Annotated in this window: 16 protein-coding genes and 1 pseudogene; 9 read left to right on the top strand and 8 right to left on the bottom strand. The window is 63.3% G+C overall.

Features of this window, described 5'->3' with window-relative positions; translation table 11 throughout:
* The first annotated feature begins 312 nt into the window (after window positions 1-312).
* The 4 genes from C7I87_RS36825 to C7I87_RS26505 all read left to right on the top strand — a co-directional run bounded on the left by C7I87_RS36825 (window position 313) and on the right by C7I87_RS26505 (window position 4,762).
* Window positions 313-492, top strand: coding sequence for a hypothetical protein (locus C7I87_RS36825; protein WP_149907095.1), 180 nt, complete (start codon window positions 313-315; stop codon window positions 490-492).
* Window positions 493-647: 155 nt separating this feature from the next.
* Window positions 648-2,009, top strand: coding sequence for a c-type cytochrome (locus tag C7I87_RS26515; RefSeq protein ID WP_149907094.1), 1,362 nt, complete (start codon window positions 648-650; stop codon window positions 2,007-2,009).
* A 15-nt stretch (window positions 2,010-2,024) separates the two neighbouring features.
* Window positions 2,025-2,525, top strand: coding sequence for a (2Fe-2S)-binding protein (locus C7I87_RS26510; protein WP_149906997.1), 501 nt, complete (start codon window positions 2,025-2,027; stop codon window positions 2,523-2,525).
* Entirely contained in the window at window positions 2,522-4,762 is a 2,241-nt protein-coding gene (locus tag C7I87_RS26505; protein WP_149906996.1) for a xanthine dehydrogenase family protein molybdopterin-binding subunit, read from the top strand. Before C7I87_RS26510 ends, C7I87_RS26505 begins: the two co-directional genes overlap by 4 nt.
* Window positions 4,763-4,870: 108 nt before the next feature.
* On the opposite strand, the gene C7I87_RS26500 is transcribed toward C7I87_RS26505, so the two are convergent.
* The 6 genes from C7I87_RS26500 to C7I87_RS26475 form a co-directional block, all read right to left on the bottom strand.
* Window positions 4,871-5,077, bottom strand: a complete 207-nt coding sequence (locus tag C7I87_RS26500) for a hypothetical protein (protein WP_149906995.1) — start codon at window positions 5,075-5,077, stop codon at window positions 4,871-4,873.
* Window positions 5,078-5,319: 242 nt separating this feature from the next.
* On the bottom strand, window positions 5,320-5,811 hold the full coding sequence (locus C7I87_RS26495) for a sarcosine oxidase subunit gamma family protein (protein ID WP_149906994.1): 492 nt from the start codon (window positions 5,809-5,811) through the stop codon (window positions 5,320-5,322).
* On the bottom strand, window positions 5,804-8,758 hold the full coding sequence (locus C7I87_RS26490) for a sarcosine oxidase subunit alpha family protein (RefSeq protein ID WP_149906993.1): 2,955 nt from the start codon (window positions 8,756-8,758) through the stop codon (window positions 5,804-5,806). The genes C7I87_RS26495 and C7I87_RS26490 overlap by 8 nt, the downstream gene beginning before the upstream one ends.
* Entirely contained in the window at window positions 8,755-9,021 is a 267-nt protein-coding gene (locus tag C7I87_RS26485) for a sarcosine oxidase subunit delta (protein WP_149906992.1), read from the bottom strand. The genes C7I87_RS26490 and C7I87_RS26485 overlap by 4 nt, the downstream gene beginning before the upstream one ends.
* A gap of 14 nt (window positions 9,022-9,035) precedes the next feature.
* Complete coding sequence (locus C7I87_RS26480) at window positions 9,036-10,292, bottom strand: sarcosine oxidase subunit beta family protein (protein WP_149906991.1); 1,257 nt, start codon at window positions 10,290-10,292, stop codon at window positions 9,036-9,038.
* A 9-nt stretch (window positions 10,293-10,301) separates the two neighbouring features.
* A complete protein-coding gene (locus tag C7I87_RS26475) occupies window positions 10,302-11,450 on the bottom strand; it encodes a M24 family metallopeptidase (RefSeq protein WP_149906990.1) in 1,149 nt (382 codons plus the stop codon).
* Window positions 11,451-11,837: 387 nt separating this feature from the next.
* On the opposite strand from C7I87_RS26475, the gene ehuB reads away from it, so the two are divergent.
* The 5 genes from ehuB to C7I87_RS26450 are packed head-to-tail and all read left to right on the top strand — an operon-like array spanning window position 11,838 to window position 15,648.
* Window positions 11,838-12,707 carry an ectoine/hydroxyectoine ABC transporter substrate-binding protein EhuB gene (gene ehuB, locus C7I87_RS26470; RefSeq protein ID WP_149906989.1) on the top strand — a complete coding sequence of 290 codons (870 nt, stop codon included), beginning with the start codon at window positions 11,838-11,840 and terminating at the stop codon, window positions 12,705-12,707.
* A gap of 52 nt (window positions 12,708-12,759) precedes the next feature.
* Window positions 12,760-13,488 carry an ectoine/hydroxyectoine ABC transporter permease subunit EhuC gene (gene ehuC, locus C7I87_RS26465; RefSeq protein ID WP_149906988.1) on the top strand — a complete coding sequence of 243 codons (729 nt, stop codon included), beginning with the start codon at window positions 12,760-12,762 and terminating at the stop codon, window positions 13,486-13,488.
* Complete coding sequence (ehuD, locus tag C7I87_RS26460; RefSeq protein ID WP_149906987.1) at window positions 13,485-14,144, top strand: ectoine/hydroxyectoine ABC transporter permease subunit EhuD; 660 nt, start codon at window positions 13,485-13,487, stop codon at window positions 14,142-14,144. The genes ehuC and ehuD overlap by 4 nt, the downstream gene beginning before the upstream one ends.
* Window positions 14,141-14,920 carry an ectoine/hydroxyectoine ABC transporter ATP-binding protein EhuA gene (gene ehuA, locus C7I87_RS26455; RefSeq protein ID WP_149906986.1) on the top strand — a complete coding sequence of 260 codons (780 nt, stop codon included), beginning with the start codon at window positions 14,141-14,143 and terminating at the stop codon, window positions 14,918-14,920. Before ehuD ends, ehuA begins: the two co-directional genes overlap by 4 nt.
* Window positions 14,917-15,648 (top strand): GntR family transcriptional regulator, encoded by a 732-nt coding sequence (locus tag C7I87_RS26450; RefSeq protein WP_149906985.1) that lies wholly within the window; start codon window positions 14,917-14,919, stop codon window positions 15,646-15,648. The genes ehuA and C7I87_RS26450 overlap by 4 nt, the downstream gene beginning before the upstream one ends.
* A 12-nt stretch (window positions 15,649-15,660) precedes the next feature.
* On the opposite strand, the gene C7I87_RS26445 is transcribed toward C7I87_RS26450, so the two are convergent.
* Both C7I87_RS26445 and C7I87_RS26440 read right to left on the bottom strand, forming a co-directional pair.
* On the bottom strand, window positions 15,661-16,851 hold the full coding sequence (locus C7I87_RS26445; RefSeq protein ID WP_149906984.1) for an NADH-quinone oxidoreductase subunit D: 1,191 nt from the start codon (window positions 16,849-16,851) through the stop codon (window positions 15,661-15,663).
* Between the two features lie 65 nt (window positions 16,852-16,916).
* A pseudogene (locus C7I87_RS26440) lies at window positions 16,917-17,132 on the bottom strand (hypothetical protein); the annotation flags it as partial.

Raw genomic sequence — 17,132 nt, 5'->3', positions numbered from 1 at the left:
GGTTCCGGGATAACGACATGCATAAAATCAGAAGCTTACAGCAGGTCAGGCGAATCCTATTCGCCTGACCTGCTGTAAGTGCTCCGGCCTCACTCAGGTCACTGAGGGACGGTTTCTGACTGAGCAACCGATGTGCACATTTTCGGCGATGAATGGTCCGATCCTTTAGGACAGGTATGCGGAGATGCGAGCGTCGTTCAATTGGTGGATCATCGGGGGTGCCGGTCATCGTGTCATTCCTCGCGAAAATCCTGCAAGTGCTTCACACGGCCGGCAATGCCCGGCTTAACCCATTGTGTCGCCGGCCGCTTCATGCCCTTCGGCGCCGGCCCGGCATGCTCCTGGACGCGCGCCCGGTCTGGCGGTCAGCCTGAGCCGATCGAGGAGCCTGAGCCCGACAGGCTGCCGGACGAAACTTCGCTGTCCAATCCTGACGAGAATGAAGAACCTCCAATCCACGCCACGGAACTGACATCTGGCCGCAAACGGTGATTGCAAGTTGCAGCAATCGGACAATTGACGACAACCGCATCGCGCCTAATTTTCCCTGCGTGGCGGCGAATATTCATGCGCGGGAATAGTCAGGTGTCTGTACCGCTGCCTCTGGCTGGCCTGCCAAAGGAGCCCCAGTCTTGAAACGCTTCTGGATGAGCGTGGCTGTCCTTGTCGTCGCATTTGGCGCGGGGCTCTTCGCCTATGCCCGGAAGCCGGCGATCGGTCCTGTCCAGCCGCCGCACCGGTCCGCCTTCGACCAGGCGCTGATCGAGAAAGGGGCGGTGCTGGCTTCAGTGGGCAATTGCACGTCCTGTCACACCAGGCCGGGTGACAGGTCATTTGCCGGCGGGCTTGCCGTGCCGACCCCGTTCGGCACGATATATTCCACCAATATCACGCCTGACCCTGAGACGGGTATCGGCCGCTGGTCGCAGGCGGCCTTCACCCGCGCCATGCGCGAAGGTGTCGACCGCGCTGGAAACCACCTCTATCCGGCCTTTCCCTACGATCATTTCACGCTGGTCTCCGACAAGGATAACGGCGCGCTCTATGCCTATCTGATGACGCGCCAGCCGGTGAACAGGCGCCCGCGCGCCAACGAATTGCCGTTTCCGCTCAATGTGCGCCTGGTGCTGGCCGGCTGGAAGCTGCTGTTCTTCGACAAGGGCGCCTATCGAGATGTCGCGTCGCAGAGTGCCGAGTGGAACCGTGGCGCCTATCTCGTCAACGGGCTCGGACACTGCGGCGCCTGCCACACGCCGCGCAACAGGCTTGGGGCCGAGAAGAAGGGATCGCATCTTGCCGGCGGCGAAGCCGAAGGCTGGGCCGCCTTCGCGCTCGATGCCGGCTCGCCGGCGCCGGTGCCGTGGACGCATGACAGCCTGTTTGCCTATCTGCGCCAGGGCTGGCATGCTGACCACGGCGTCGCCAACGGCCCGATGGGCGAGGTGACCGGCAATCTCGGCCGCCTTCCGGATGCCGACATCAGCGCCATGGCCACCTATGTCGTCTCGCGAATGGGCGAACCGGCGCCGCAGCGTGTTGCGAAAGCGCGCGAGATCCGCACAAAGCTCTCCACCGATGCGGGCGCAATACCCATCCCGGTGTCGGCAAAGGCCGAGACTCCGACCGGGCGCGGCGCGGTGATCTTCCAGGCGGCTTGCGCGACCTGCCATGACGGCAGCCGCCCGCAGCCGTTCGGCGGTCTGGATTTCCACCTGTCGAGCACGGTCAACGCGCCCAGCCCGCAGAACGCCATCAACACGGTGCTGTTCGGCCTGCCGGCGGCAAGCGGACGCCAGAGCGCCATCATGCCGGGTTTTGCCGCGACGCTGCGCGACGACCAGGTGACCGATCTGCTCGCTTATCTGCGCGAGGCCTTCGCCGGCCAGCCGGCCTGGCCCGATGCCGCCGATCGGCTGGCCGCCACCAGAGGCGGCAAATACCCGGTCAGCGTGCGCCCCTCCGACGGCATCGAGCGCGGCCCAGCCAATGTTGGGGCCCAGGACAAATGACGAAGCAGGAGCCAGATGATGAAGCTCAGCGTTAACGGCGTCCCGCACGAGGTCGAAGCCGATCCCGCGACGCCGCTGCTCTACGTGCTGCGCAACGACCTGAAGCTCAACGGCGCCAAGTTCGGCTGCGGACTCGGCCAGTGCGGCGCCTGCACGGTGATGGTCGACGGCAAGGCGGTCTTTTCGTGCCTGACGCCGGTGATGCTGGTGGAGGGGCGCCAGATCAAGACGGTGGAGGGGCTGGGCACGCTGGACGAGCCGGGGCCGATGCAGGCAGCCTTCATCGAGGAGCAGGCGGCGCAATGCGGCTATTGCATCGCCGGCATGATGATGCGGGCGCAGGCCCTGCTCGAGGCCAAGCCCGACGCCGGCGACGCCGACATCCGGCAGGCGCTGGAACCGAACCTTTGCCGTTGCGGCACTCATATGCGCATCCTGCGCGCCGTCGCACGTGCCCGCGACAAGATGAGATCGACATCGGCCGCTTCGTCGGGCACGACGGGGAGGGCATCATGAACGCCCCCGATTTTCCCGATGTGACGCGGCGCGGCTTTCTGGCGGGCGCCGGCGCGCTGGTCGTGTCCTTCACCATCCCGGTCCATGCGCAGGAGGCGGCGAACCCGGCACCGGCGCCTGCGAAGCCACTGGCGCTGCCGGGCAGTCTTGCCGATACGCCGCTGCTGGATGCCTGGATCCGCATCGATGCCGACGGCTCGATCACCGTCTTCACCGGCAAGGCCGAGCTTGGCCAGGGCACCAAGACGTCGTTGCGCCAGATTGCGGCTGAGGAGCTGGAGATCGAGCCCGCCGCAATCAGACTGATCACCGCCGATACCGCGCTGACGCCCGACGAAGGCTATACGGCCGGCAGCCAGACGATCCAGAACAGCGGCACGGCCATCCGCTATGCGTCGGCGCAGGTGCGCCAAATCCTGGTAGCCAAGGCCAGCGAGAAGCTCGGCGTGCCGGTCGAGCAGTTGAAGGCGCAGGCCGGCAAGGTGGTCGGGCCGGGCGGCGTCGTGGTTGGATACGGTGCCCTGGTCGCGGTCGATTTCCTGCATGTCAATGCCGCCGCCGACACGTGGCTGAAAGCGCCGGAGACCTATCATGCGATCGGCAAGCCTTTCGCCCGTGTCGACATTCCAGCCAAGGTGACCGGCGGCGAGGCTTTCGTTCAGGATATGCGGCTGCCCGGCATGGTGCATGCTCGCGTCGTGCGCCCGCCGAGCTACGCGGCGAAACTCACCGGTTTCAACGAGGTGGCGGTCAAGGCGATGCCGGGCGTGGTGGCCATGGTGCATGACGGCGACTTCCTGGCGGTAGTCGCAAGGCAAGAGTTCCAGGCGGTGAAGGCCATGCGTGCCTTGGCGATGACTGCGACATGGCAGGAGCAAGCTGCCCTGCCGGACCAGGACCAGATTCCGGCCTTCCTTGAGAAATCGGTTGCCAAGGTCGGCATCGTGACCTCGGTTGGCGCCGACACCATGCCCGGCGCAAGGACGATCGAAGCGCAGTTCACCCGAGCCTACCAGATGCATGGCTCGATCGGCCCTTCCAGCGCGGTGGCCATTGTCGACAACGGCTTGACGACGGTGTGGACGCATACGCAAGGCGTCTATCCCGACCGCAAGGCGATTGCGCAGATGCTTGATGTGCCGCCGGAGAAGGTGCGCTGCATCCACGCCGAGGGGTCCGGCTGCTACGGCCACAATGGCGCCGACGATGCGGCAGCCGACGCCGCGCTGATCGCCCAGGCGCTGCCCGGCACGCCGGTGCGCGTGCAATGGATGCGCGACCAGGAGCATCTGTGGGAGCCTTACGGCCCGGCAATGCTGACCAGGACCAGCGCCACGCTTGACGACAAAGGGTCCATCGTCAGCTGGCACTATGATCTGTGGAGCAACAACCACGGTACGCGGCCGGGTTCGGCCGGTTCGCTGATTGCCGGACGGCTGATGGCAAAGCATTTTGCCCCCGATCCCGCCAAGCTGCAGATATCGCCGCTCGGCAATGGCGACCGCAACGCCATCCCGCTCTACGACGTGCCGAACCAGCGCGTGAACTGGCATTTCGTCGCCGACATGCCGGTCCGCGTCTCGGCGCTGCGCGGCCTCGGTGCCTATTGCAACGTCTTCTCCATTGAAAGCTTCATGGACGAGCTGGCCCTGGCAGCCAATGCCGACCGCGTCGAATACAGGCTGCGGCACCTGAACGACGCGCGCGCCAGGAAGGTGATCGAGGTGGCGGCGGAGAAATTCGGCTGGAGCAACGACCCGATGCCTGAAGGCCGGGGCAGGGGCTTTGCCTTCGCCAAGTACAAGAACCACGCCGCCTATCTCGCCATCGCACTGGAAGCGGACGTGGACCGGGACAGCGGCGCCATCGCCATCTCGCACGTCGTGTGCGCGGTCGACTGCGGTGAGGCGGTGGCTCCGGATTCGATCGTCAACCAGACCGAAGGCGGCATATTGCAATCGCTGAGCTGGACGCTCTACGAGGCCGTTCATTTCGACGACACCCGCATTCTCAGCGCTGACTGGTCAGCCTATCCAATCCTGCGCTTCAGCGCCGTACCGGACAGCCTCGAAGTGCACGTCGTCGACAATCCGGGCTCACCCTATCTTGGCGTGGCGGAAGCGGCGCAAGGGCCAACAGCCGGCGCGATCGCCAATGCGTTCCGGCATGCAACGGGAAAGCGCATCCACGACCTTCCCTATACGCGTGAGCGGGTGAAAGCGGTCCTCGGAGTATAGAAGGTCGAAAGGGGCAAGACGAGGCATGGTAGGCGAACCGCTATCGTCATCGTCCGCGGCGCGCGCCTACGACAAAACTGATCGACTGTAGCCAATAGCGCTGTCGCTTCAATCCCTGTCGGATAGCACCGCGACGCCGAAGAGCGCCGCCTTCTTGGTGATCAGTCCTTCCAGATCCGCGTCGGAACGCTCCGTTCCCGTGCGTTCCCGGAGCGCGGCGATTAGTGCGTGCATCGACAGTAAATCGTTGCATCGCTCGTTCAGGCGTTGGTCGACAGCCGCAGCCACGTCGCACGTTTCAATATGCGGCAACATTGAACTGCCTCCTTTCCTATCGAGCGGCACGCCTGCTGTCTCGAGAAACCGCAACGCACACCGAGACCTCTTGTTCCGTGAGCGATTACTCATGATCGGAGCCTGCGCGAGCTGGTGAAGGTGGTTTTCGTGGCCTAGGGACGAAAAGAGCAGGAAGAGTTATGTGGTCAGCGGGTCCTGGTCTGCCGCTGCTCTGGCCAGCAAGGGTAAATGGCTTCGCACCAGTTCCCCGCGGGACTGGCCTAGTGGTCTTCAATCCAATCATGGAGGCTGCGAGAGAAGGTTCGTGGCACAATGAGGTCGCATGCGGTCTCGCCGGTGCGCAGCAAGAGCACCGGCACATGGTGGAAGGATGTCTGCACGGCCCGGCCCGGAGCGGCGGCCGGCGCATGCCAGTCGACGGCCATGCAGGTTGAGAGAACGCTCGGGACGTCGACCCCGGCCAGGCTGAACCGCACGCGACCTTCGCCAAGACAAACCGAACAGCCGAGGTCCGGATCGATGGCGAGAGCCGGCGCTTGCGTCCCATCGTCGAGAGCCAGCCACAGACGCCGAGGTGCAATGCGGATGGCGAGAAGGCTCTGGTGGCGAACCGTCTCTCCGACCGAGGCGGGAAGTTTTGCACCGAGCGACGCCGAGAGGCTCGATTCGAATTGGCTCAGCGTTCCGTCCCAGCCTTCGACCTGGATGAGTGGGCAATCGGCCACGGAAAGGCTGAAATCCGTGCTAGCCATGCAGCCGTTCTCCTTGCGGATCGAGGAATATCGGCGAGACGATGCGGGCTCGCACGGTCTCCGCCTTCATGGGATAGACGGCCACGACCTCGCTCCCCTCGGTGGCGAGGTCGCCGGCAAGCAGCGCCAGCCCGACATAGCGGTCACGTTCGGGACTGAAGGTGACGGAGGTGACGCGCCCCCGCCCATGACCGGTTGCTTTCTCGTCCGGTCGGAACAGGACGGAGCCGCCGCGCAGCCGCTTTCCGTCCTCCATGCATTCCAGGCCGACCAGGCGTTGCCTGTCATGCGCGAGCAGGGCTGGGCGCCGCCGCAGCACATCGCCGACAAAGCCGCTGCGCTTGCCGACCATACGGCCAAGGCCGAGATCGTCGAGCGTCGTGCGTCCATCGATTTCAGGTCCCGCGACATGGCCTTTCTCGACACGCAGCGCACCGAGCGCCTCGACGCCGTAGGGCTTCAAGTCCAGGGGCCTGCCAGCTTCGAGCAAGCTGCTCCAGAGCTGTTCACCGGCGGTTGCGCCGACATAGATTTCATAGGCGCGCTCGCCGGAATAGCTGAGACGCAGGATGCGCAGCGCGCGGCCTCGCCATTCGCCCTCGTACGAGCCCATATGCGGCAGCGCTTCGTTAGAAACGTCGAGCGACGGAAACGCCGCCGCAAGGATCGCACGACTCTCCGGTCCAGCGATCGACATCGCCGCCCATTCATCGCTCACCGAGGAAACCGCGACGCGCAGTTCCGGCCATGCGGTATCCAGAAGGAATTCCAACCGCGACAGCACGTCGGCGGCCTTGGCGGTCGACGTGGTCATGAAGAACCGGCTTTCCGCTAGCCGGGTCGTGGTGCCGTCGTCGAATACGATGCCATCGTCGCGCAGCATGACGCCGTACCGGGCGCGGCCGACCTGCAGCTTGGCGAAGCCGTTGGCGTAGATCCGGTCGAGGAACGTTGCGGCGTCAGGACCCTGGACGTCGATCTTGCCCAGGGTAGAGATGTCCATCAAGCCGGCAGCCCGGCGCACATTCCGCATTTCGGCGACATAGGCTTCGCTCACGTCGGCCCCGGACTGCCGATAGAACCAAGGCCGCATCCACAGACCGACTTCAAGCATCTCTGCACCGTTTGCCAAATGCCAGTCATGCATGGGCGTGCGGCGGAACGGCTTGAAATGGTGGCCGGTGGCGCGTCCGGCAAGCGCGCCGATGGCGACCGGCGTGAAGGGCGGGCGGAAGGTCGTGGTGCCGGTCTCGGGGATTGTTGCGCCGCGCAAGGCGGCCATCGCGGACAGGCCCGGAAAATTGCTGGTCTTGCCTTGGTCGGTACCCATACCGAGCGTTGTGTAGCGCTTCAGATGCTCGATCGACTCATAACCTTCGCGGTGGGCGAGTTCGATGTCCTTAGTCGTCACATCCATCTGGAAATCGACGAACGCTTTTCCGCCTTGGGCGCACGGGAAGTCGCGCAGCAGGGCCGGGACGGTTTCGCCCAGATCGAGCTTCGAAGGCGCTGGCACTGGTGCCGACTTGCCACAGAAGGATGCGGCTTCGATGCCGGCACGGTGACCGTCCTCGTTGGTATCGGCGGTTGCATAAATTCCCATCATCGCGCCGGCGCCGAACTGGTTGGCCGGAAACACACCTGGCACAAAGCCGCCGATGTCTTCGCGATATCGAGGCTTGACGCCCAGATGCGAGGCGAGGTGCACGGTCGGCGACCAGCCGCCGGACATGCAAACCAGATCACAGGCAGCCTCGAATTGGCCGTCCGGTCCTTTGAGCGTTGCGCGCTTCACCGAATGGCCTCCGCGCAGGTTGAGAATGCGTGTTGCGGTCCGCACCGTGACCCCGAGGCGTGTGGCCTCCACGACAAGCGCTGGAGGGATAGTGGTGCGCAGGTCCACAACCGTTACCTCCGCGCCGGCCACGGCAAGGTCGAAGGCCGTGCGCCAGGCGCCGTCATTGGTGGTGGCGACGATAATTTTCCTGCCCGGCAGGACAGCGAAACGGTTGAGATATATTCGGGCGGCCGAGGCAAGCATGACGCCGGGCAGGTCATTGTTCGGGAACACCATTGGACGCTCGATGGCGCCCGTGGCGAAAACCAGCGAGCGAGCGCGAAGCATGGTGACTGTCTGCCGAGCTTGCCCGGAATACGGCGGACAGTCTTGGTTGCGTTGTTCGACCAGGCCTATGACATTGCCGTCGTAGATGCCGAAGGCGCTGGTTCGCTTCATCAGCGTGACGGTTTCGAAGCTGTTCAGTTCGGCTTCGACCCGGCTCAACCATGAGGCGGCCGCGCCGTCGGACCGTTCGGCCAGAAGCTGGCCGCCGAGAAGGAAATCCTGCTCGATCAGCACGACCCGCGCGCCGGCCGCGGCGGCGGCGCGTGCCGCCGATAATCCTGCCGGACCGGCGCCGATGATTGCAACATCGGCAAAGGCATGACGAACCTCATAGCGATCGGGATCCGGTTCGGTACCGGCCCGGCCCAGACCTGCGGCCCTGCGAATGAAATGCTCGTAGACCTTCCAGGAGCGCCGCGTCGGACCCATGAAGGTTTTGTAGTAGAAGCCGGCCGAAAGGAACGGTGCGAACAGGCCGTTGGCGCTCTGCACGTCGAAGGCGAGCGACGGCCAGCGGTTCTGGCTTTCCGCGGCCATGCCAGCGCCAAGTTCCAGCGTCGTTGCCGGCAGGTTCGGCTCGCGCCTGCCGCCAGTTCCGAGCGTGACCAGTGCGTTCGGCTCCTCCGGCCCGGCGGAAAGAATGCCGCGCGGGCGATGATATTTGAAGCTGCGCCCGACCAGGGTGACACCGTTGGCGAGCAATGCGGATGCAAGCGTGTCGCCGCGATATCCGGCTAGTCCTTCGCCGTCGAAGCTGAATTCAATGGAATGGGAGCGATCGACGCGGCCGCCCTTTGGCATCCGCTTGTTCTGGGCGTTCATGCTTGCGACGCCCTGGCGAAGGTGACCGTGGAAATGACGTGGGTGCGCGTGTCGCGCTCGACCACCAGCCATTGGCGGCAGCCGGTCACGTGCTGCCAGAATTCGCGGTGAAGGCCCGCCGGGTTTTTCCGGACATAGACATAGGCATACCAGGCCTCCGGATCGGGATCGTCATGGGCCGGACGCCTGACGGAAGCATCGCCGCCATAGCGGAATTCGTCATGGTCACGCGGGCCGCAGCACGGGCATTCGAAGCGCAGCATTTTCTTCCCGCCTCCTATTGCAGCCAGGCGGAGGGGCCGGCGCCGGCCTCGTCCAGCGTGCGGCCAGTCCGAAAACGGTCGAGCCCGTAGGCAGCGATCAAGGGATGCGGCTTGCCGGTGGCGATGGTATGGGCGAAGCACCAGCCAGAAGCCGGCGTCGCCTTGAAGCCGCCATAGCACCAGCCGCCGTTGAGATAGAGCCCATCGACCGGCGTCGGGCAGATGATCGGACTGGCGTCGGGTGTCATGTCCATGACGCCACCCCAATGACGCAGCAGACGGATGCGCGAGATGCAAGGCATCAGCGCGATCGCCGCCTCCGCCACTTCGCGCACGACGCCGAGATTGCCGCGCTGGGCGTAGGAATTGTAACCATCGAGATTGCCGCCGAAGACCAACCCGCCCTTGTCCGACTGGCTGACGTAGAAATGATCGGCGCCGTAGGCGACGACATGGTCGACCAGTGGCTTCAGCGGTTCGGTGACGAAGGCCTGCAGGACATGGCTTTCTATCGGCAGTTCAAGGCGGGCCTTGGCGCCCAGCATGGATGTATGGCCGGCGACGGCAAGCCCGACCTTGCCGGCCCCGATCCGACCTTTCGTCGTTTCGACGCCAACGATCCCGTTGCCATCGCGGATAAAGCCCGTCACTTCGCAATTCTGGATGATGTCGACGCCATGGCCATCGGCAGCGCGGGCATAGCCCCAGGCTACGGCGTCATGGCGCGCCGTGCCCGCGCGGCCCTGGAAGATGGCGCCATGGATCGGGAAGCGGGCCGTGTCGGAAAAGTCGAGATAGGGCACCAGCCGCCGCACGTCGTCGCGATCGAGAATATCGGCGTCGATGCCGTTCAGACGCATGATGTTCGCGCGGTGGCCGAAGCCGTCCAGCTGGTCGGCTGAATGGGCGGTGACGAGTTGGCCGCGCTGCGAGAACATGACGTTGAAGTTCAGCGCCTGCGACATGCCCTCCCAGAGCTTCATCGAGAATTCGTAGAACTGGGTGTTGCCGTCGAGCAGGTAGTTGGAGCGGATGACGGTGGTGTTGCGGCCGACATTGCCGCCGCCGATATAACCCTTCTCCAGGACGGCGACATTGCGGACGCCGTGGTTCTCGGCGAGGTAGAATGCAGTAGCGAGGCCGTGTCCGCCACCGCCGACGACGATCACATCGTAGGAGCGTTTTGGCTCCGCCGCCCGCCACGCGCGCTGCCAGTTCTTCTGGCCGGACAGCGCATTGCGCAAAATCGAGAATGCCGAGTAGGGTGCCATGCGTGCGGCCTACCGAACGATCGGACCGGTTGGAGTGCGGGTCAGCACTTCGGCGCCCGCATCGGTCAAAAGCACGGTGTTGGAGACGAAGTCGTCGCCGCGGCCGGTGCCCATCAGCCAGGACAGGATGTGGAAGCTCATCCCCGTCTCGATTTCGAGATCCGAATCGTGCCGGAGCCCTGTCACCGAATTGCCGCCGGTCCAAGAGGGCGGCTGGCCGGCACCGACAAGATAGCCGCAGTGATGACGGCGATAATGGGAAAGGCCGGCCTCGTCGGCGACAGCCTGCCATGCGGCATAGACATCGCGCGCCTTGGTGCCCGGACGCAGAGCCTTGACGACCGCGTCGAACGCCCTGGCGGTCACTTCGGCCATCCTAGCGTCCTCGTCGCTGATGTAGCCGATGCGGACAAGCCGGCCGAGTGGTGCGTGGTAGCGCGAGATACAGCCGGACAGTTCGACGAAGACCGGTTCGCCCTTGCGATAGATACCATCGCCCCAAGTCGTGTGCTCTTCGCCCAGTCGCGCTGCCGGTCGGATGAAAGGACCAAAGCCTGGCGCATGGCCGCCGGCGCGGATCATCGCCGAAACACATTGGGCGGCGACCTCCTGTTCGGCGGCGCCGTCCGAAATCGCTGCAATCGCGGCTCCGGCGGCGGCGTCGGTCACCTCCGCGGCCAGCCGCATCAGGGCTTGTTCCTCGGCGCTCTTCACCCGCCGCATCCTGTCGATCAGGCCGGAAACGTCGCTCCACTTGCCATCGACTTGCGTCTGCAAGGCCACGGCAAGCCCATGACTCAAGCCTGCCGTCCAGTATTCAAGGCCGAGCCGCTTGCCGGAGAGACCAAGTTCCGCCAACACCCGTGCGGCGAGATCAGCCGCTGTTTCGCTATCGGAATGGCCGCGGAATTCTGCCGCAGTCACCTGCTTCTCGATCGTCACCCTTTCCATCGAACGGGTGACCAGGACAGGTTTTCCCTGGAGCGGGACGACTAGCAGGTGAGGGGCAAAATAGCCCCAGTGGTCGAGCCCGGTAAGATAGAAGACGTTCTCGGGCGAAGCAAAGACCGCGGCGTCGAGTTCGCGCTCGGCCAGCGCCTTGCGGATCCTTACGAGGCGGCCGGCGATTTCGGTTTCGGAGAAGGGATTGCGGTCCATCGGGCATCCTCATGCTTTGTTGCCGGCTTCGTCGCCGTCATGGTTTCTCGGCAGGTCCGGCTTCCCGCCAGTCATGGTCAGACGACAACGACGTGTGCGCGAGGCGTTCGCCGCCGCGATCCTCCCGCTGCGAGAATATTCCGCGTTCGTCACCTGAGTTGCCCTGCCTTCTGGATATGCTGTCGTCCCATTGAGTTGGCCAAATTTGCCTAAATTGTGCACAACTAGATGCAAGGTCGCCACGCGCTCAGCGAATTTTCAGCGGATTTCGTGTCTTTGCTTGCGCAATCTCTAAGGCAGTTGTATACGTCTGGTCAAGCGCGTTTCAGCCTCGAAGAAGGTTCACTGCGCTGGGAGCAATCATCGGTAGTTCAACGGGAGAAAAGCATGTTCAAATCATCGATATCGCGTCGCTTCGTCGTGAAGGCGGCGGCCTGTCTTGCGCTTGCCGCCACGTCACTGGCGTCCTTGCCCGCCCATGCGGAGACCACTCTCGAACGGGCCAAGAAGGACGGCTACATCCGCGTCGGCTTCGCCAACGAGGCACCGTTCGGCTTCGCCACGCCCGACGGCAAGCTGACCGGCGAGGCGCCGGAAGTCGCCAAGGCGGTGCTTGCCAAGATGGGCATCCCGCAGGTCGACGGCGTGCTGACCGAATTCGGATCACTCATCCCGGGCCTCAAGGCTGGCCGCTTCGACATCATCGCAGCCGGCATGTTCATCAACCCGAAGCGCTGCGCCGAGATCAATTTCTCCGAGCCGTCCTACGGCATTGGCCAGGCCATGCTGGTGGCCAAGGGCAACCCCAAGGGCGTGAAGGACTATTCCAGCATCAAGGACAATCCGGATCTCAAGCTGGCTGTGATGGCCGGCGCCGTCGAAGGCGGCTATGCCAAGGACGCCGGCGTCGCCGCCGGGCAGATCGTCGCTTTGCCCGACCAGTCCAGCCTGGTCGCCGCGGTTCAGTCGGGCCGCGCCGACGCTGCCGCGCTGACCGCGCTTTCGATCGCCGACATGGCCAAGAAGGCTGACGGGGTGGAATCGACGAAGCCATTCGGCGAGGTGGCCGGCAAATCGGTGAAGGGCCATGGCGGCTTCGGCTTCCGCAAGGAAGACACCGACCTGCAACAGGCTTTCAATGCCGAGCTGAAGAAATTCCTCGGCTCACCTGAGCATATCGCCCTGGTTGAACCGCTGGGCTTCGGCAAGGACTACCTGCCGAACAAGACCACCGCCGAACTCTGCGCCGGAAAATAGGGTTCCCAACTGCTGGCGGCGCGAAGGCGCCGCCTCTTTTTTGGAGACGCAGATGGGAATTGGCACGCTTGTAGCGATGCTGGCGGCTGCACTCGCGGTCATCGGTGTCCTGGCGACCCAGCAGGCTTACAGCCTGTTTCTGCCCGGCCTGCTGCAAGGGGCGGTCCTGACGATCGAGATCGCCATCCTTGGCAGCCTGCTCGCGATCGTCATGGGCGTGCTTGCCGCGCTCGTCAGGCTTTATGGCCCGGCGCCGCTCAGATGGCTGGCAACGGTGTATGTTGAGATCTTTCGCGGCACCTCGGCGCTGGTGCAACTGTTCTGGCTGTTTTTCGTGCTGCCGCAATTCGGCGTCACGCTCGATGCGTTTCTGGTGGCGGTCGTGGCACTTGGCCTGAACGTCGGCGCCTACGGGTCGGAGGTGGTGCGCGGCGCGATCCTGTCCGTCGCTCGCGGCCAGTGGGAGGCATGCACGGCATTGAACATGAGCCGAGCCCAGATGCTGAGGCGGGTTATCCTGCCGCAGGCTTTCGTCGCCATGATCCCGCCTTGGGGCAATTTGTTCATCGAGCTTCTCAAATCGACGTCGCTGGTCTCGCTGATCACGCTCTCCGACCTTGCCTTCAAGGCGCAGCAGATGAACCAGAATACGTTCAAGACCATCCCGATCTTCACGCTCGTCCTGCTGATGTATCTCGTCATGTCGCTGGTCCTCACCATCGGCATGCGGCTGCTCGAAAGGCGTGCATCGGCCGGTCTGGCGCGGGGGAAGGCAGCATGATCTGGGACTGGAGCTTCACCCTCGAGATCCTGCCGGTGCTGGCGCAGGCGGCCGTCGTTTCGGTGGAGGCGACGCTGATAAGCTTCGTGCTTGCTGCCACCCTCGGCCTGGTCTTGGCGGTCGTTCGCATCGCGGTGCCACGGACCGGCTGGACGATTTCGGTGCTGGTCGAACTGATCCGTTCGACGCCGCTGCTTATCCAGATATTCTTCATCTATTTCGTCTTCCCGAAATTCGGCCTAGTGCTCGATGCCTTCACTGCCGGGGTGCTTGCCATTGGCATCCACTATGCCGCCTATTGCTCCGAGGTCTATCGCGCCGGTTTCGACAACATCCATCGCGGCCAGTGGGAAGCCTCGATCGCGCTCAATCTGTCGGCCTGGACGACGTTCCGCGACATCATCATCCCGCAAGCGATTCCGCCGATCGTTCCGGCGCTTGGCAACTACCTCGTCGCCCTGTTCAAGGAGACGCCGCTGCTCTCCGCGATCGCGGTGATGGAGCTGATGCAAACGGCCAAGATCATCGGCTCCGACACCTTCCGCTACACCGAGCCGATAACGCTGGTCGGCCTGTTCTTCCTTGCCATGAGCCTGGTTTCAGCCGCGCTCATCCGCGCTCTCGAACGCTTGCTTAACCGGAGGACCGTGCGATGACCGAACAACCGATGGTCCGTTTCGAAAATGTCTCGAAGCGCTACGGCACGCTAACCGTTCTCGACGAACTCAATCTTGAAATCGCGCGTGGCGAAAAAGTCTCCGTCATCGGCCCGTCCGGCTCCGGCAAGACGACCGTGCTGCGCATGCTGATGACGCTGGAGACGATCAACGATGGCGTCATCTGGGTCGAGGGCGAGCCGCTGACCCACATGAAGAAGAACGGCAAACTCGTGCCTGCCGACCTTGCCCATATCCGCCGCATCAGGGCGAAGATCGGTATGGTGTTCCAGTCCTTCAATCTCTTCCCGCATATGACGGCAATGGCCAACTGTATCGAGGCGCCGATGACGGTGCTCGGCATGAAGCGGGCGGAAGCAGAAGCACGGGCGGCAGAGCTTCTCGACCTGGTCGGCCTATCCCAGAAGAAGGACCACTACCCGTCTCAGTTGTCCGGTGGCCAGCAGCAGCGCGTGGCCATTGCCAGGGCGCTGGCCATGCGGCCCAAGATCATGCTGTTCGACGAGGTAACGTCGGCGCTCGACCCGGAGCTTGTCGGCGAAGTGCTGCAGGTGATAAGGCAGATCGGTCGCGAGCACGATCTGACCATGCTGATGGTCACCCATCAGATGGGCTTCGCCAAGGAGTTTTCCGATCGCGTCTGCTTCTTCTACCAAGGGAAGATCTGCGAGCAGGGGCCGCCAGGCGAACTGTTCGGAGCGCCAAAGAACGAACGAACACGGCAGTTCCTGCACGCTGTCCTGGAGGCTGGATGACGCTTGAGACGGATGCCGCGCCCACGGTCGCAGCCGACCCGCAGCCGCGCCCGCCTTCGGCGCGCGAGCGGTTCGAGCGCATCTACCGTATCTTGCGCGACCGCATCTGCCTGCTCGACTATGCACCGGGAAGCCATCTCTCCGAGGAAGAGCTGGCTCAGGAATTCGAGATCAGCCGGACACCGGTTCGACGTGTGCTGGCGCGCCTCGAATCCGAAGGTCTCGTCCAATCCGTCCACGGCGTCGGCACGATCGTCACCGATGTCGATATCGAGGAACTGCAGCAGGTTTACCACCTCAGGCTGGAGCTGGCGCTCCTCGTCGGCAAGCTTTCGCCGATCCCGCGCACGGCGGAGGATCTCGATCGGATTCGAGCGCTCATCACGCGCTGTGATTCCGATGTTCTGAACCCCGACCAGCGCGCCTTCCTTCGCCTTAACATGGATTTCTTCTACGAACTCACCGCGATGACCGGCAATCAGCCACTGCGCGAGATCAGCGAGCGCCTGTATTTTCAGGTGGCGCGGGTCGTGCTGAAGATGATGCCGCAATTGGGTCTTGTCGAAGAATTCACCGCCTTCCGCCGGGAGATGGAGGAAGTCCTTGCCGCGGCGGAAATCGGAGATTGGGAATCGATCGGCCACATAAGGCGCGCTCATATCTCGATGAGCTTTCGTCGCATGATGCGCCATGTCGGTGAGGCCACCGATCTAGACAGAGGCATGTGATCCGCGCATCGGTCAGCGATCGATCTCGCCGAACACGATGTCAAGGGATCCGATGATTGCGGCGACATCGGCGATCATGTGACCTCTGGACAGGAAATCCATCGCCTGCAGATGGGCAAAGGACGGCGCACGTATCTTGCATCGATAGGGAACATTGCTTCCGTTCGAAACCAGATAGACGCCGAATTCCCCTTTCGGCGCTTCGACGGCGGCGTAGACTTCTCCGGCCGGCACACGATGGCCTTCGGTATAAAGTTTGAAATGATGGATGGTCGCTTCCATCGAGCGTTTCATCTTGGCGCGTGGTGGCGGTGTGATCTTCTGGTTCGGAATTGCCACAGGCCCACGGCCTTCCGGTGAGCGCAGTTTTCCCAGGCATTGCTTCATGATCCGGACCGACTGGCGCATTTCCTCCATGCGAACCAGGTAACGATCGTAACAGTCTCCGTTCTTGCCGACGGGAATGTCGAAATCCATCTCGGGATAGCATTCGTATGGCTGTGCCTTGCGCAGGTCCCATGGCGCCCCGGATCCACGTACCATCACGCCGGAGAAGCCCCACGCCCAGGCGTCATCGAGGCCAATCGCGCCAACATCGACATTGCGTTGCTTGAAGATACGATTGTTGGTGAGCAGGCCGTCAAGATTGTCGCAGACCTTGAGGAACGGGTCGCAGAAATCCCAGATGTCGTCGAGAAGCGCGGGAGGCAGATCCTGGTGAACGCCTCCAATCCTGAAATAATTCGCATGCATGCGGGCGCCGGAGGCGCGCTCGTAGAAGACCATCAACTTCTCACGCTCTGCGAAACCCCAGAGCGGCGGGGTCAGGGCGCCTATGTCCATGGCCTGGGTCGTGACGTTGAGGAGATGCGACAGAAGCCGGCCGATTTCGCAAAACAGGACGCGGATAAGTTGCCCACGCCTTGGCACCGATATTTGGAGCAATTTCTCGGCGGCGAGGCAGAAGGCATGCTCCTGATTCATCGGTGCGACGTAATCCAGCCGGTCGAAATAGGGCAGCGCCTGCAGATAGTTCTTGTGCTCTATAAGCTTTTCCGTGCCGCGATGGAGCAGGCCGATATGTGGATCGGCACGGTCGACGATCTCGCCATCCAGTTCCAGCACCAACCGTAAAACCCCGTGGGCCGACGGATGCTGAGGTCCGAAATTGATGGTGAAGTTGCGAACAGCGGCTTCGGCCATGGCGGCTCTCGGCGATATCTGCGTTTCGTTGCTTCACGGCGTGGCCGTATCGTTCGGGGTGCCGATCACGTTGTCGTCTGGATGATCAATGTCAGCGTGCCATCACCATCAATGTTGGCGGCCACGACCTGCGAAGAGTTGAGCCCGTTCGCCCTCAGCGCCGTTGTTGCCTGAGGCGATGCATCGATGGAGTTCTGCAGCCGCAACAGATCTTCCGCACTGGTCTGGGTAATCACGGCTTCCGCCTGCGCTTTGATTTCCGCAGGTAGATCCTCGACGGC

This window comes from Mesorhizobium sp. SARCC-RB16n (assembly GCF_008520305.1).
In the GTDB taxonomy this organism is placed as follows: Bacteria; Pseudomonadota; Alphaproteobacteria; order Rhizobiales; family Rhizobiaceae; genus Mesorhizobium.
Note: the sequence above shows the minus strand (reverse complement) of the source record. Positions and strands in the feature narration are given on the sequence as shown.

Excerpts from the sequence above, each read along its gene's own strand:
- C7I87_RS26485 (WP_149906992.1), bottom strand. The coding sequence starts at position 9,021 with ATGCTGCGCTTCGAATGCCCGTGCTGCGGCCCGCGTGACCATGACGAA.
- C7I87_RS26500 (WP_149906995.1), bottom strand. The coding sequence starts at position 5,077 with ATGTTGCCGCATATTGAAACGTGCGACGTGGCTGCGGCTGTCGACCAA.
- C7I87_RS26475 (WP_149906990.1), bottom strand. The coding sequence starts at position 11,450 with ATGGACCGCAATCCCTTCTCCGAAACCGAAATCGCCGGCCGCCTCGTA.
- C7I87_RS26490 (WP_149906993.1), bottom strand. The coding sequence starts at position 8,758 with ATGAACGCCCAGAACAAGCGGATGCCAAAGGGCGGCCGCGTCGATCGC.
- C7I87_RS36825 (WP_149907095.1), top strand. The coding sequence starts at position 313 with ATGCCCTTCGGCGCCGGCCCGGCATGCTCCTGGACGCGCGCCCGGTCT.
- C7I87_RS26510 (WP_149906997.1), top strand. The coding sequence starts at position 2,025 with ATGATGAAGCTCAGCGTTAACGGCGTCCCGCACGAGGTCGAAGCCGAT.
- C7I87_RS26445 (WP_149906984.1), bottom strand. The coding sequence starts at position 16,851 with ATGGCCGAAGCCGCTGTTCGCAACTTCACCATCAATTTCGGACCTCAG.
- ehuD (WP_149906987.1), top strand. The coding sequence starts at position 13,485 with ATGATCTGGGACTGGAGCTTCACCCTCGAGATCCTGCCGGTGCTGGCG.
- C7I87_RS26480 (WP_149906991.1), bottom strand. The coding sequence starts at position 10,292 with ATGGCACCCTACTCGGCATTCTCGATTTTGCGCAATGCGCTGTCCGGC.
- ehuC (WP_149906988.1), top strand. The coding sequence starts at position 12,760 with ATGGGAATTGGCACGCTTGTAGCGATGCTGGCGGCTGCACTCGCGGTC.
- ehuB (WP_149906989.1), top strand. The coding sequence starts at position 11,838 with ATGTTCAAATCATCGATATCGCGTCGCTTCGTCGTGAAGGCGGCGGCC.
- C7I87_RS26505 (WP_149906996.1), top strand. The coding sequence starts at position 2,522 with ATGAACGCCCCCGATTTTCCCGATGTGACGCGGCGCGGCTTTCTGGCG.
- C7I87_RS26495 (WP_149906994.1), bottom strand. The coding sequence starts at position 5,811 with ATGGCTAGCACGGATTTCAGCCTTTCCGTGGCCGATTGCCCACTCATC.
- ehuA (WP_149906986.1), top strand. The coding sequence starts at position 14,141 with ATGACCGAACAACCGATGGTCCGTTTCGAAAATGTCTCGAAGCGCTAC.
- C7I87_RS26515 (WP_149907094.1), top strand. The coding sequence starts at position 648 with ATGAGCGTGGCTGTCCTTGTCGTCGCATTTGGCGCGGGGCTCTTCGCC.
- C7I87_RS26450 (WP_149906985.1), top strand. The coding sequence starts at position 14,917 with ATGACGCTTGAGACGGATGCCGCGCCCACGGTCGCAGCCGACCCGCAG.